At 64.0% G+C, this 13,171-nt stretch carries 16 protein-coding genes; 8 read left to right on the top strand and 8 right to left on the bottom strand.

Features of this window, described 5'->3' with window-relative positions:
* Positions 1–10: 10 nt before the first annotated feature.
* Both fahA and hmgA read right to left on the bottom strand, forming a co-directional pair.
* Positions 11–1,303, bottom strand: coding sequence for a fumarylacetoacetase (gene fahA, locus J5M58_RS09010; RefSeq protein ID WP_112250180.1), 1,293 nt, complete (start codon positions 1,301–1,303; stop codon positions 11–13).
* 3 nt (positions 1,304–1,306) lie between these two features.
* Complete coding sequence (gene hmgA / locus J5M58_RS09005; RefSeq protein ID WP_112250179.1) at positions 1,307–2,608, bottom strand: homogentisate 1,2-dioxygenase; 1,302 nt, start codon at positions 2,606–2,608, stop codon at positions 1,307–1,309.
* Between the two features lie 174 nt (positions 2,609–2,782).
* Between hmgA and J5M58_RS09000 the strand changes: the two genes are divergently transcribed.
* Positions 2,783–3,565 carry an IclR family transcriptional regulator gene (locus J5M58_RS09000; RefSeq protein ID WP_112250177.1) on the top strand — a complete coding sequence of 261 codons (783 nt, stop codon included), beginning with the start codon at positions 2,783–2,785 and terminating at the stop codon, positions 3,563–3,565.
* Positions 3,566–3,918: 353 nt separating this feature from the next.
* On the opposite strand, the gene J5M58_RS08995 is transcribed toward J5M58_RS09000, so the two are convergent.
* The 4 genes from J5M58_RS08995 to J5M58_RS08980 all read right to left on the bottom strand — a co-directional run bounded on the left by J5M58_RS08995 (position 3,919) and on the right by J5M58_RS08980 (position 7,098).
* Complete coding sequence (locus J5M58_RS08995) at positions 3,919–4,833, bottom strand: SDR family oxidoreductase (RefSeq protein ID WP_112250175.1); 915 nt, start codon at positions 4,831–4,833, stop codon at positions 3,919–3,921.
* A gap of 120 nt (positions 4,834–4,953) precedes the next feature.
* A complete protein-coding gene (locus J5M58_RS08990) occupies positions 4,954–5,859 on the bottom strand; it encodes an alpha/beta fold hydrolase (protein ID WP_112250174.1) in 906 nt (301 codons plus the stop codon).
* A gap of 176 nt (positions 5,860–6,035) precedes the next feature.
* Positions 6,036–6,722, bottom strand: coding sequence for an LrgB family protein (locus J5M58_RS08985; protein WP_024087732.1), 687 nt, complete (start codon positions 6,720–6,722; stop codon positions 6,036–6,038).
* Positions 6,712–7,098, bottom strand: coding sequence for a CidA/LrgA family protein (locus tag J5M58_RS08980; protein ID WP_112250172.1), 387 nt, complete (start codon positions 7,096–7,098; stop codon positions 6,712–6,714). The genes J5M58_RS08985 and J5M58_RS08980 overlap by 11 nt, the downstream gene beginning before the upstream one ends.
* 96 nt (positions 7,099–7,194) lie before the next feature.
* Here J5M58_RS08980 and J5M58_RS08975 point away from each other — a divergent pair, with 96 nt between their 5' ends.
* The gene (locus J5M58_RS08975; RefSeq protein ID WP_112250170.1) at positions 7,195–8,091 is read left to right on the top strand and encodes a LysR family transcriptional regulator; all 897 of its coding nucleotides are present in this window, start codon (positions 7,195–7,197) and stop codon (positions 8,089–8,091) included.
* A gap of 128 nt (positions 8,092–8,219) precedes the next feature.
* Here J5M58_RS08975 and J5M58_RS08970 read toward each other — a convergent pair whose 3' ends face one another.
* Positions 8,220–8,675 (bottom strand): flavodoxin, encoded by a 456-nt coding sequence (locus J5M58_RS08970; RefSeq protein ID WP_112250168.1) that lies wholly within the window; start codon positions 8,673–8,675, stop codon positions 8,220–8,222.
* Positions 8,676–8,804: 129 nt separating this feature from the next.
* Here J5M58_RS08970 and J5M58_RS08965 point away from each other — a divergent pair, with 129 nt between their 5' ends.
* Both J5M58_RS08965 and J5M58_RS08960 read left to right on the top strand, forming a co-directional pair.
* Positions 8,805–9,233, top strand: a complete 429-nt coding sequence (locus J5M58_RS08965) for a PAS domain S-box protein (RefSeq protein ID WP_112250166.1) — start codon at positions 8,805–8,807, stop codon at positions 9,231–9,233.
* Positions 9,234–9,289: 56 nt separating this feature from the next.
* Positions 9,290–9,907 (top strand): hypothetical protein, encoded by a 618-nt coding sequence (locus J5M58_RS08960; RefSeq protein WP_112250164.1) that lies wholly within the window; start codon positions 9,290–9,292, stop codon positions 9,905–9,907.
* Here the strand turns inward: J5M58_RS08960 and J5M58_RS08955 are convergent.
* Positions 9,892–10,827 (bottom strand): MerR family transcriptional regulator, encoded by a 936-nt coding sequence (locus J5M58_RS08955; RefSeq protein ID WP_112250162.1) that lies wholly within the window; start codon positions 10,825–10,827, stop codon positions 9,892–9,894. The two genes, J5M58_RS08960 and J5M58_RS08955, sit on opposite strands and share 16 nt — an antisense overlap.
* Positions 10,828–11,046: 219 nt before the next feature.
* Between J5M58_RS08955 and J5M58_RS08950 the strand changes: the two genes are divergently transcribed.
* Genes J5M58_RS08950 through J5M58_RS08935 form a run of 4 tightly spaced genes read left to right on the top strand, consistent with a single transcriptional unit; the run spans position 11,047 to position 13,018 of the window.
* Positions 11,047–11,607, top strand: coding sequence for an antibiotic biosynthesis monooxygenase (locus J5M58_RS08950; RefSeq protein ID WP_112250160.1), 561 nt, complete (start codon positions 11,047–11,049; stop codon positions 11,605–11,607).
* 33 nt (positions 11,608–11,640) lie between these two features.
* On the top strand, positions 11,641–12,378 hold the full coding sequence (gene folM / locus J5M58_RS08945) for a dihydromonapterin reductase (protein ID WP_112250158.1): 738 nt from the start codon (positions 11,641–11,643) through the stop codon (positions 12,376–12,378).
* A gap of 9 nt (positions 12,379–12,387) precedes the next feature.
* On the top strand, positions 12,388–12,684 hold the full coding sequence (locus tag J5M58_RS08940; RefSeq protein ID WP_003260708.1) for a DUF1244 domain-containing protein: 297 nt from the start codon (positions 12,388–12,390) through the stop codon (positions 12,682–12,684).
* Positions 12,677–13,018, top strand: a complete 342-nt coding sequence (locus J5M58_RS08935) for a HopJ type III effector protein (protein ID WP_112250156.1) — start codon at positions 12,677–12,679, stop codon at positions 13,016–13,018. Before J5M58_RS08940 ends, J5M58_RS08935 begins: the two co-directional genes overlap by 8 nt.
* Positions 13,019–13,171: the final 153 nt, after the last annotated feature.

Genomic DNA, 13,171 nt, shown 5'->3' with positions numbered 1-13,171 from the left:
CCTTGCCTCCTCAGTTGGCGGCGATGACCGTGCCGCGGCATTCGCCGAAACCGATGCTGGCCACGCCATCACGCGCGCAGCGGGCACGCAGGATGATCTCGTCGCCGTCTTCGAGGAACTTGCGCACCTCGCCACTGGCCAGTTCCACCGGCTGCTTGCCGCCTTCGGTGATCTCCAGCAGGCTGCCGAACGAACCTGGCGTGGCGCCCGACAGCGTGCCCGAACCGAACAGGTCGCCCGGTTGCAGCTGGCAGCCGTTGACGCTGTGATGCGCAACCAGCTGCGCGACGGTCCAGTACATGTTGCGGGTATTGCTCAGGGCCAGGCGGTGCGGGGCAAGGCCTTGCTCGCGCATGCGCTCGGTCAGCAGCAGCACCTCAAGCTCGATATCGAAAGCACCGGCGGCCTGGTCGCGCTTGTCCAGCAGGTACGACAGTGGCTGTGGGTCACCTTCCGGGCGTGCCGGCTGGGCACAGCGGAACGGTTCCAGCGCTTCGGCGGTAACCACCCAGGGCGAGATGCTGGTAATGAAGCTCTTGGACAGGAACGGCCCCAGCGGCTGGTATTCCCAGGCCTGGATATCGCGCGCCGACCAGTCGTTGAGCAGGCACAGGCCGGCCACGTGCTCGGCGGCATCGCCTACCGGGATCGCCTGGCCCATGTCGTTGCCCTGGCCGATCCAGATACCCAGCTCCAGCTCATAGTCCAGGCGCGCGCAGGGACCGAAGCTTGGCTCGGTGTGCCCGGCCGGCAGGGTCTGGCCCTTGGGCCGGCGCACGTCGGTGCCGGACGGGCGAATGGTCGAGGCGCGGCCGTGATAACCGATCGGCACGTACTTGTAGTTGGGCAGCAGTGGGTTGTCGGGGCGGAACAGCTTGCCCACGTTCTTGGCGTGCTCGATGCCCACGTAGAAGTCGGTGTAGTCACCGATCTGCGCCGGTACATGCAGCTGGCAGGCACTGGCCGGGTACAGGGCGGCCTGCAGCGCCGCCTGGTGCTCGCTGTGTTCGCCCAGCAGTACCAGCAGGCGCTCGCGCAGGGCAACGCGGGCACTGCGGCCGAGGGCGAAGAATGCGTTCAAGACCCCACCACGGGTGGCCTCGACAGCGGCCTTGGCGGCACCGTCGAACAGGCCGGCGGCCAGCACCGCTTCCAGGTCGAGGATCGCGTCGCCGATGGCCACACCACAGCGTCTGGCTTCACCCGGCCGGCTGAAGATGCCCAGCGGCAGGTTCTGCAGCGGGAAGTCGCTGTGCCCGTTGGCGTGCTCGACCCAGCTACGGGCAATGGCAGTGTGATTCATGGGTTATCTCCGGTTCGGGTTGAAGGTGCTCGGCAAGGTGGCCCAGCAACTATCGTAGTCGGCCTGCAACTGCGGGCATTCAAGGGCTTGCAGGCTCGGGCGCAGCACCTGGCTGGTCTCGAACATGAAGGCCATGGTGTTATCGATCTTGTGCGGCGCCAGGTCGGCGGCAATGGCCTTTTCGCAGGTTTCGGCGTCGGGGCCATGGGCGCTCATCACCCCGTGCAGCGAGGCACCGCCCGGCAGGAAACCCTCGGCCTTGGCGTCGTAGGCACCGTTGATCAGGCCCATGAACTCGTTCATCAGGTTGCGGTGGAACCATGGTGGACGGAAGGTGTTCTCGGCCACCATCCAGCGTGGCGGGAAGATCACGAAGTCCATGTTGGCCAGGCCATGCACGCTGGTCGGCGAGGTCAGCACGGTGAAGATAGACGGGTCCGGATGGTCGAAACTGACGGTGCCGATGGTGTTGAAGCGGCGCAGGTCGTACTTGTACGGCACGTTGCTGCCGTGCCAGGCGACCACATCCAGTGGCGAGTGCTGCAGTTCGCAGGCCCAGTGTTCGCCCAGGAACTTCTGCACCAGCTGCACCGGGCCATTGGCCTCTTCGTAGTGCGCCACCGGGGTGAGGAAGTCGCGCGGGTTGGCCAGGCCGTTGCTGCCGATCGGGCCCAGGTCCGGGATGCGCAGCGGCGCGCCGTGGTTTTCGGCGATGTAGCCGCGGGCCTCGCCGTCGAGCAGTTCGACGCGGAACTTCATGCCACGCGGGATTACCGCGATTTCCAGCGGCTCGACTTCCATCACCCCCAGCTCGGTGGCAAGGCGCAGGCGGCCCTGTTGCGGCACCAGCAGCAGTTCACCGTCGGCGTTGAAGAACACCCGCTCCATGGAACGGTTGGCGCGGTAGATGTAGATGCTCACGCCGGCCGGTTTTTCCGCAGCGGCGTTGGCCACCATCGGCAGCCAGCCTTCGATGAAATCGGTCGGTTCGACGGGGATCGGCTGGGGGTTCCAGCGCAGGCGGTTGGGGGTGATGGCCCCCAGCGGGCCGGTAAGTGGCTGGCGCGCCAGGCGCTCGAAACGCGGGTGCAGGGCAGACGGGCGAATACGGTACAGCCAGGTGCGGCGCAGCTCGCTGCGGGTCATGGTGAACGCCGTGCCCGAGAGCAGCTCGGCATACAGCCCATAGGGTGCCTTCTGCGGCGAGTTCTGCCCGACCGGCAGGGCCCCTGGCAGCGCTTCGCTGGCAAACTCGTTGCCGAAGCCGCTGAGGTAGTGAAGGTCGGGTGACGTATCGCGATTCATCGATGCCTCCGGGCTCTGACCGAGCCGTTGCTGGCAGCTGGCTGCTGGCCCGGGGCGGGGTGGCAGCGCGTCTGCATTGTTTTTATCGTAATCAGATTACGAATAACGTAATTTGCTACGGGCAATGCGTCAAGCTATAAAGGCGCGACTCGACGAATCCGGAAGAAGATGTCCATGGCCAAAGCCAGCTCCCCCGCCGACAACGGCAAGCAGAAAGTCCGCTCGGCGGAGGTCGGCACCGACATCCTCAAGGCCCTTGCCGAACTCTCCCCGTCCACCTCCCTGTCGCGCCTGGCGGAACATGTGCAGATGCCAGCGAGCAAGGTGCACCGTTATTTGCAAGCATTGATCGCCAGCGGTTTTGCCGAACAGGATGCGGCCACCAACCATTACGGCCTGGGGCGCGAGGCACTGCGGGTGGGGCTGGCGGCGCTGGGCAGCATCGATGTGCTGAAGATTGCCGCGTTGCCGTTGTCGCAGCTGCGCGATGAACTTAACGAGAGCTGTTTCGTTGCCGTATGGGGCAACCAGGGCGCGACAGTGGTCAGTATCGAGCCGGCAGTACGCGCGGTCACCGTGGTAACGCAGATCGGCTCGGTACTGCCGCTGCTCACATCGTCCACCGGGCTGGTATTCGCCGCCTACCTGCCCGAGCGCGAGACCGTGGAGTTGCGTGACCGGGAACTGGCCGCCCTGCAGCACAACGCCGCTGACTACCAGGCGGTGTTGGCGGGCATTCGCGAACGTGGCCTGCACCATGTGCACGGGCTGTTGATGCCGGGCGTGGATGCGCTGTCGGCCCCGGTGTTCAATGCCATGGGGCAGATCGCCGCGGTGATGACGGTGGTCGGGCCGACGTCGATCTTCCATGCCGACGAGCATGGCCCGGCGGCGCAGCGGCTGCTGGCGGCAACGCGGGAAACCAGCTGGCGCATGGGGTACTCGCCCGCCGACTGAGCGCCTGCGGCACTATTGCCCGAAACGTAAAGGTGAATGTCATAAGCGGCTATTTTTCCTACAGGATTAGGCGCTTATTCTTAACTCACTGGCCGGCATGAAGGGCTCTCCCCCCCGCCTTTCAGGCCTGCGAGGTTCACCGACGTAGATTTTGAAGCTCCTTGATCTGACGTCTCGATTGGCCGCTGCGGCTTGCAGCGGCCTTTTTTATTTGCCCTGAAAAATTTCCGTCGCCTGTGCTGGCCTCTTCGCGGGTAAACCCGCTCCCACAGAGATATCACTCCCCCAGAGGCTTGTGGTGTACCTGTGGGAGCGGGTTTACCCGCGAAGAGGCCGGCACAGGCATAAAAATTTCAGCCCAGCGGATACTTTTGCAAGTTCGCCATCATCTGCTGCAACGCCTGCAAGCTGTCCTGTGGGTGCACTGCCCCGTCGAAGTCGCCAATCCGTGCCCAGTTCTCCGCCACCTGTTCCGGGGTAAAGCCTTCGCGAGGATCGAAGCCTACCCCCAGGCTGCGCTCCCACCGCACCTTGCCCACCCAGCCGCCGCCCACTTCGAACAGCTCACCGCTGCCCTGGCACTGCTCGCTGCCCAGGTACACCACCAGTGGGCTGACCAGCTCAGGCTTGAGCCGCTCGAACACCTGGGGCGGGATCAGCCCTTCGGTCATGCGGGTGCCACCCGTGGGGGCGATGGCGTTGACCAGGATGCCGTGCTTGCGCCCTTCGATTGCCAGGGTACGAGTCAACCCATACAGGCCCAGCTTGGCCATGCCATAGTTGGCCTGACCGAAGTTGCCGTAGATGCCGGACGTGGAAGCGGTGAAGATCACCCGCCCCCAGTTCTGCTCGCGCAGGTGCGGCCAGGCGGCGCGGGTGACCTTGTAAGCCCCCTCGACATGCACCTGATACACCTGCTCCCAGTCGCTGTCTTCCATCTTGTGGAAGGTCTTGTCACGCAGGATGCCGGCGTTGTTCACCAGCACATCGACCCGGCCGAAGCTGTCCAGGGCCTGCTCGACAATACGCGCGCCGTGGCTGACCGAGTCATGGTTGGCAATGGCACTGCCACCAGCGGCGCGGATCTCCTCTACAACCCGGTCGGCGGCGGAGGCGCTGGCACCTTCTCCGTGGGTGGAGCCGCCGAGGTCATTGACCACCACCCGGGCGCCACGCGCGGCGAACAGCAGCGCATGGGCACGGCCCAGGCCGCCCCCGGCTCCGGTGACGATCACCACGCGATCTTGCAGACGGACAGGCTCGCTCATGCTCATGGCTCCAGGCAGGTTCAGGTCAGCCGAGTGTCCGCCGCCAGCGGCGGGCGAACAATCAAGCTCACGCAGGCTGAATGCCTGGCAATAACGCAGCGCGATGGTTGTGGGGCCCTGTCAGGACCACGCCACTTTCTGCTGGAAATAGCTCACAGGTTGTTCACGAAAGGTCAGGTAATGGCGCAGCACCTGCACCGGCGCTTCGGTATGCGGGTAATGGCCGACGCCCTGCAACTGCACTATGTCCGGCTCGGGCACCAGTTGCCGGTAGCGCTCCACCATGTGCGCGCCGGACAGCGGGTCGACCACGCCATTGATGAAGCGCAGCGGCACGCCTTCGTGCTGCATCGCACCAACCCAGCGGTCGCGGTGCAACCTGCGCTCCGGCATGTAACCCACCAGCTTGTGCAGGATACGCGTGCCACCGTTGGCAGCGATCAGGCTCCAGAAGTCATCCAGCGCGCTTTCACTGGGGTGGGTGCACGGGCCGTAGACCTGCGTCACGTTGCGCACCAGATCGTCGCGCCCGAACGAACGCCCTACCAGCCAGCCCAGGCGACTGAGCAGCAGCTTCTGGATCAGCAACATGCGACAGCTTTCGGGGAACAGCCCGCTATTGAGGAATACGCAGCTGGCGATATTGGCGCGCTGTTCATGATGCCGCGCCAGCATTTCCTGGGCCACACTGCCGCCGTAGTCATGAGCCAGCAGGTGCACCGGCTGGTCGACCTTCAGCTCGGCGAGCAAGGCCTGCTGCAGGTCGGCTTGCTCCATCAAGCTGTACACGTGATCGACCGGTTTGGCCGAATCGCCAAAGCCGAGCATGTCGCAGGCGATCACCCTGAAGCGCTGGGCCAAAGGCCCCCACAGGTAGTGCCAATCCCAGCTGGCAGTGGGGAAGCCGTGCAACAGAAGCAGGGGCTCTCCTTGCCCTGCGGTCCAGTAGCGGATGCTCTGGCCCCGGAAAGTGAAACTCTGTCCCCGGGTACGCCAGACGCACAATGGAATTTCGGCCATAGGCATCAGAACGGTCCCGGTGAAGTGGTGTCGGCGGAATAGAGCAAGGCTGCGGTCATTGCATGTCACCTCGGCACTTACATGTGCTCTCTATGTCGAGGCTGAGTCTAGCCAGCAGCCCACGCACTGGAACTTGCGTTTCCAGCCAGCTTGATGACTTGGCGAGTCAGTGGCACGAACGGTCAGAGCAGCATGGCCAGCAGCGGTGCCGCGAACAGGTTCAACAACCCGGTCAGGACCATGACCAGGCCAGCCACCGAGCCTTCCTCGCGGCCTACCTCCTGCGCCCGGCTGACACCGGCACCATGGGCGCCGACGCCGAACAGCGCACCCCGCGCCAGCGGCGTGCGCAACGGCAACCAGCGCAGCAGCACGCCGCCGAACATGGCGCCCAGCACGCCGGTGAACATCACGAATACCGCCGTGAGCTCCGGTACGCCACCCAGGTCATGGGCCAATGGCATGGCAAAAGGCGTGGTGATCGAACGCGGCACCAGCGACAGGCTGGTCGCGCTGTCGAGCGCCAACATATGAGCCAACCCCCAGGAACTGGCAATCGAAGCGCTGCTGCCTGCGACCATGCCCACCATCAAAGCTGGCCAATGGCGCGCCAGCATGGCCCGTTGCTGCCAGATCGGCACCGCGAATGCCACGGTCACCGGGCCAAGCACGCTCATCAGCCAATGGGTGTTGCGGGCGTATTCGGCATAGGCAGTGTGCAGCGGCACGGCCACCGCCAGCAACAGAACCGGCACCAGGATCAGCGGCGACAGCAGGTAGCGCCCGCTGCGCCGGTACAACCAGCGGCTGCCCAGGTACGCGAGCAAGGTCAGGGCCAGCCAGAACAGCGGCATGGGTTCAAGGCTCACGGCGCAACCTCCAGCGGCACACCAGTTCCACGGTCAACGCGGTCACCACCATTACCATCAAGGTGCTCACGGCAATCACCAGCAAAATACGCCAGCCCTCGTCACGGATCAGGGCGCCGTAATCGAGCAGGCTCATCAGCGCCGGGATGAAGAACAACAGCATCTCAGCCATCAGCCAGCCGGCACCCAGTTGCAGCATGGCCGGCTTGAGCACACCCGAGGCAAACAGCAACAGCAGCAATGCCAGGCCCATCACGCCGCCAGGAATCGGCCAGCCCAGCCAAGTGGCAAGCTGGCCACCGAGCAGGAACAGTGCGCAGAGGATCGCCAGCTCGACGAGCAGGCGCAGGGCTTTTTTCAACAACGCGGGTTTCATGGGGGGTTCCTCGACAGGCCCTCATTTTAAGATTTGGCTACCTAGGCCAAAAGCGAATTGTTAGACTGAATGCCATTCCAGAATGGAATTGCGATCATGGAATTCAAACAGCTGCGCAGCTTTATCGAAGTGGTCCACCGCGGCGGTTTTACCCAGGCGGCGCAGACCCTGCACATCAGCCAGTCGGCGGTGAGCAAACAGGTGGCCCAGCTGGAGCAAGATGTGGGCCAGCCGCTGCTGGAACGCCAGGCTTCGCAGCTGCACCTGACCGCTGCCGGGCGCATTGTGCTGGAGCGCGGCGAAGCCTTGCTGCGCCAGCGTCAGGCATTGCTCAGCGAACTGGACGACCTCAGCCAGATGGGCCGCGGTGAACTGCGCCTGGGCTTGCCGATGCTGGGCAGCGACGCGCTGTTCGCCGGGTTGTTCGCCGAGTATCGGCGGCGTCACCCGAACATTGCGATCCAGTTGCTCGAAGGCGGCAGCCGCAGCATCGAACAGGCGGTCAGGAGTGGCGAGCTGGAACTGGGTGGCAGCCTGACGCCCAGTGACGAGGCGTTTGACTACCAGCCGTTCTGCAACGAACCGCTGGATGCCGTTTTGCCTGCCGGCCACAAGCTTGCGGGCCAGGGCGGAGTGGACTTGCGGCAGTTGGCCGATACGCCGTTCCTGCTTTACCAGCGCAGTTTCGTGCTGAACGATCGGCTACTGAAGGCGTGCCAGCAGGAGGGTTTTACCCCGAGGGAAGGCGGACGCAGTGGCCAGGCGGACTTCCTCGCGGCGCTTGTGGCGGCGGGCCAGGGCGTGGTGCTGCTGCCCCGTGTGGTGGCGAAAGCGCTGGAGCGCCCCGGGGTGGTGCGTTTGCCGCTGCGCTCGCCAGGGGATTTGCGGTGGGATATCGCGTTCATCTGGCGGCGTGGGGCGTATCTGTCACGGGCGGCGCAGGCGTGGTTGGCGTTGGTGAACGAGTGGCCGGTGCTCGACAGCAAGGAATGAGCTGCCCTTGCTGGCCTTTTCGCGGGTAAACCCGCTCCCACAGGTACTACACAGGCTTCAGAAGCTGAGGTTCCCCTGTGGGAGCGGGTTTACCCGCGAAGAGGCCGGTACAGGCAAAAAAAGACCTGTCAGGCTTTCAATGCTGCTGCCAACTCAGCCAACCAAGGCTCTGCATCCGCCTCAGGGGTCACCGTCTCGCTGGCATCCAGGCGCAGCATAGGCTGCACTTCCCGCACGCCCAGTTCGGCAAACAGTTCGCGCATCTGCTCGCCACCACCGCAATAGGTATCGCCATAACTGCTGTCACCCAACGCAATCACCGCACCAGGCAGGCCACGCCAGGCCGCAGGCAGGGTATCGCGAATACTGCTGTACAACGGCATGAGGCTGTCCGGCAGTTCGCCCATGCCAGTGGTCGAGGTCACGGCCAGCAAGGCATCGGGGGCAAAACCTTCAAGGTCCTGCAAGGTGGCGCGTGCCGCGTGCCAGGCCTCCAGGCCCGCAGCCTTGAGCAGCGATTCAGCATGACGGGCGACTTCTTCGGCGGTGCCGTAGACCGATCCGGAAATAATGGCGACTTTCATCGGGTAGAGGATTCCGAAACTGAGTGAAAACGTAGGATACTAGCATCCGGCGCTGGCAAAAGGCCGCCTCTACCAAAGTCACCATCCCCCAGCCCTGCTTCGCACCCTTGTTTACTCAACGGCCCGAACATGATCAACGCGCAACTGCTGCAATCCATGGTCGATGCGTCCAATGACGGCATCGTGGTCGCCGAACAGGAAGGCGACGACACCATCCTCATCTACGTGAACGCGGCCTTCGAACGCCTGACCGGCTACAGCCGTGACGAAATTCTCTATCAGGACTGCCGCTTCCTGCAGGCAGACGACCGCGACCAGCTTGGCCGCGCCCGCATCCGCAAGGCCCTGGCCGAAGGTCGACCGTGCCGCGAAGTACTGCGCAACTACCGCAAGGATGGCAGCGCTTTCTGGAACGAACTGTCGATCACCCCGGTAAGGCACGACGTCGAACAGCGCACCTACTTCATCGGCATTCAGAAAGACGTCACTCGCCAGGTCGAACTGGAGCGCGAACTTGCGCAACTGCGCGTTCGTCCGAAACCCGACGAACGCACCTGAACCAAGTACGCCACGCACGGTCAATCCCGTTGAAGAAATCGCCATCGAGTTCGATCATGCAAGCAGAAGCGCTCCTGACCCAGGACGAGCTGGATTTCATACAGAACATGCAGCATTCGCCGCAATTGAACCTGGCCGACCCCATGTCGAGCCTGCTGGTCAATGGCGACCGCCGCATCCAGAGCTTGCTCACCCGCTTGGTGGCCAACGAACAGGTAACCCTGCAGGCGCAGTTCAACAACCAGCAGATCAGCTTCCCGCTGCAACTGGTGGAAGATGAATTCCACGCCCTGCACCTGCAACTGGGCTCGCCGGAAATCTACGAGGACGGCCCCATGCTGCGCCCCTGGCGCCTGTCGATGGAGCAGCCGAGCGCACTGCTCGATGCCCATGGTCAGGAAAGCGGCCTGTGGGTTCGCGATATTTCGTTCAAGGGTACGTTGCTTGAAGTCCGTGGCCTGCCAGCGGCACCAGCCCGCTTCGAACTGCGCTTCGCCCCTGGCAACATCCCTCCCATCGAACTGCATGGCGTGCTGGGCCGGCGCATCGGCCCGGACCTTGCCGCCTATGATCTCAGCCAAAGCCCGGCCGAAGAGATCGAACGCCTGCGTGACTACATCCTCCAGGCCCATCGCCGGGCCCACCCCGAGCTTCACACTCAGGTATCGAGCTGACCGGCCAGAAACTGCCGCAAACGCTGGCGCATCACGCTACCCTGCGCGCCCAGGCAGGCAATCGGGCTGCCAGCAAGGCTGTCCTGTGCCAGTTCCGCCGCTTCACCAGCCAGTAACAACGGGCATTCCAGCCCTGCCACCAAGCGCGTCAAGCGCCGTGTGAGCTCCATTGTCGGCGGCTGATGGGAAAACAGCACCAGGACATTCGGCGTCAGGCGCTCGCAGACCAGTGCCAGTTCCTCCAGCGGCTGCCCGCTCGCCAATGGCGTTACGCCAACTTCATCGCTGCCCAGGGTCAGGCTGGTCACCAGCAGTTCCAGTTCGTGACACTGCCCCGGCAACGGCGCCAGCAGCACCATGCGGCTGCGCGGTGCACGGGCTAGCTGCAAGCGGGTAGACACCCGGCCACGCAAGAACTGATCGAGGAACAGCCACTCGCTGGCCTGCCCATAGCCGCCATGCCCGGCCGCCAGGTCATGCCACACCGGCATGAACACTTCAGCAAATACCTGGTCCAGGGTGCAGGCGGCAAACACCTCGTCGAACAGGCGGTCCAGGCTGGCCAGGTCAAAACGTTGCAGCGCCTGGCGAATCTGCTGCTGCCAGCGCCCCCAGGCACCCGCCGCGCCACCTGCCTGGCCGGCAAGGGCATGGTCGCGCGCGAGGATGCTGGCGACCTTGCTTACCGCCACGCCGCGCTCCAGCCAGCCAAGAATGCGGCGGATGTCATCGATATCGGCCTGGGAATACAGGCGGTGGCCGCTGTCGGTGCGGGTTGGCTGGATCAGGCCGTGGCGGCGCTCCCAGGCGCGCAAGGTCACGGCGTTGACGCCGGTCAGGCGGGAAACCTCACGGATCGGAAACAGGTCCTGCTGCGCGAGGCCCGCATCGATTACCGGATTCAGTCCCTGTTCGTTCATCTGCACGGAGTACCCTGTGTGCCCAAGTTGAACACCTAGTCTACTACGGCAATACCAGACGCTGGTCGGCAACCGTTTGCCGGCTGACAGTTGCCGAAAATCGCGCATGGGCGATAATCCGCGCCCGATTCTTGCATGCCCGCCTGCGTCGCCCACCACCCCGGGCCACACAGCCAAAGGGGCCGGCTACCCGCCAGCCCTGTTGCCAGGAGATACACGATGTCTACCCCACCCGTTACCTTGATGGTGTCGCGCCGCGCCGCCCATGGCCGCTACCAGGACCTGCTGGCCTGGCTGCATGAAGGCGAACAGCTGGCAACCGACTTCCCCGGCTACCTTGGCTCGGGCATCCTCGCGCCACCCCGCGACAGCGACGAATTCCAGATCATATTCCGTTTCAGCGACGAGCCGACCCTGCATGCCTGGGAGCATTCCGCCTCGCGCCGGGCCTGGTTGCAACGCGGCAACGGCCTGTTCGAACGCCCCAAAGAGGCGCGCGTGAGCGGCATCGATGACTGGTTTGGCACCAATATGGTGCAAAAACCGCCGCGCTGGAAGCAGGCCGTGGCCATCTGGCTGGCCTTCTTCCCGGTCTCGCTGGTATTCAACCTGGTGTTCGGCCATTGGCTGGCAACCCTGGACCTGGTACCACGGGTACTGCTCAGCACCCTGGGCCTGACGCCGTTGATGGTCTACCTCTTCATCCCCCTGTCCACCCGCCTGCTGGCCGGCTGGCTGCATGCATCTGCGGCCCCCGCTGGCGCCCTGCGCAGCCGCTGAGGCCAGGCCGTACACGCGGAAGACAGTTCGGGTATGCTGGGCGGCAACCAAAGGACAGACAAGTTGACCGCCCCGAACATGAACAGCCCCATTCTCGTTACCGGAGCCAGCCAGCGCGTCGGGCTGGCCCTGGCTCTTGAACTGGCGCAGGCCGGCCATAAGGTGGTCAGTGCCAGCCGCAGCATTCAGCCACAGACGGCCCACCCGAACATCGTGCAGTTCCAGGCCGACCTGTGCCAGCTAGCCGACCGCCAGGCTTTGATCGACCACCTGCACAACCATTACGACGGCCTGCGCGCGATCATCCACAACGCCTCGCTTTGGCTCGACGATGGCCTCGACAACCTCGAGACCATGTTCCGCCTGCACGTCGAAGCGCCCTACCATCTCAACCTGGCCCTGGGCGACCTGCTGGCCAAGGTGGAAAAGGCCGACATCATTCACATTTGCGACGAAACCTCTTCGCGCGGGAGCAAAAGCCACATCGGCTACGCCGCGACCAAGGCCGCGTTGCAGAACATGGTGCTGTCATTCGCCGAAAAATATGCGCCCAAGGTGCATGTGAACGGTATCCTGCCGGGGCTGCTGATCCTCAAGGAAGGGGGTGACGAAACCTACCGCCAGCAGACCCTGAAGAAGGCCCTGCTGGAGTTCGAACCCGGCGCCGGCCCGCTGATCGAGACGGTCAAGTACCTGCTCGCCAGCCAGTACAGCACCGGCAGCCAGGTGGTCATCAACGGTGGCCGCCACCTGAAGAACCGCATGACCTGAGAGAAGCCCATGACCCCACAGCAACAGCTCGAACTCGAGGCCGCCGCGTTCCGGCGCCTGGTCGAACACCTGCAGAAGCGTACCGACGTGCAGAACATCGACTTGATGAACCTGTCCGGCTTCTGCCGCAACTGCCTGTCCAAGTGGTACAAGGCTGCGGCCGACGAGCGCCAGCTCGACCTGAGCCTGGATGACGCCCGCGAAGCGGTGTACGGCATGCCCTACGCCGAGTGGAAAGCCCAATACCAGAAAGAAGCCAGCGCCGACCAACAAGCGGCGTTCGAAAAAGGAAAACCCCGTGACTGACCTGAACACCCTGCGCGCCAGCCTGGCCAGCGGCCAACACGTGTTTGCCGATACCCTGGCGTTCATTGCCGAGAACTACAGCTACCAGCCACAGGCCTTCGACAATGGCGGCGTGGCGAATGCGGCCGGGCAGAACGAAGGTTCGTGCAAGACCCTGGGCCTGGCGCTGCTGGAAGGGCTGAGCGACCAGGAAGCGCTGCTGGCCTTCGGCGAGCACTACCGTGACGTGGTGGCCACGCCCGAAGGCAGCGACCATGGCAATATCCGTGCGCTGATCGAGCATGGGCTGGCGGGCGTCAAGTTCGCCGAGCTGCCGCTTGCGCGCAAGGCGTGAGATAGCTGGGGCTGCTTTGCAGCCCATCGCGACACAAGGCCGCTCCTTGTATCTCGACTTTCGCCTCACAAGAGGCGAAAGTTCTCGACTGATCATCGAGGGAGGGTCATGAAGCGGAGCCGCTCCAAGGGCATCGAGCCCGTATTGTAGATA

This window comes from Pseudomonas sp. 32_A, assembly GCF_017490905.1.
GTDB lineage: Bacteria > Pseudomonadota > Gammaproteobacteria > Pseudomonadales > Pseudomonadaceae > Aquipseudomonas > Aquipseudomonas inefficax.
This window is presented reverse-complemented; position numbering and strand designations above follow the sequence as displayed.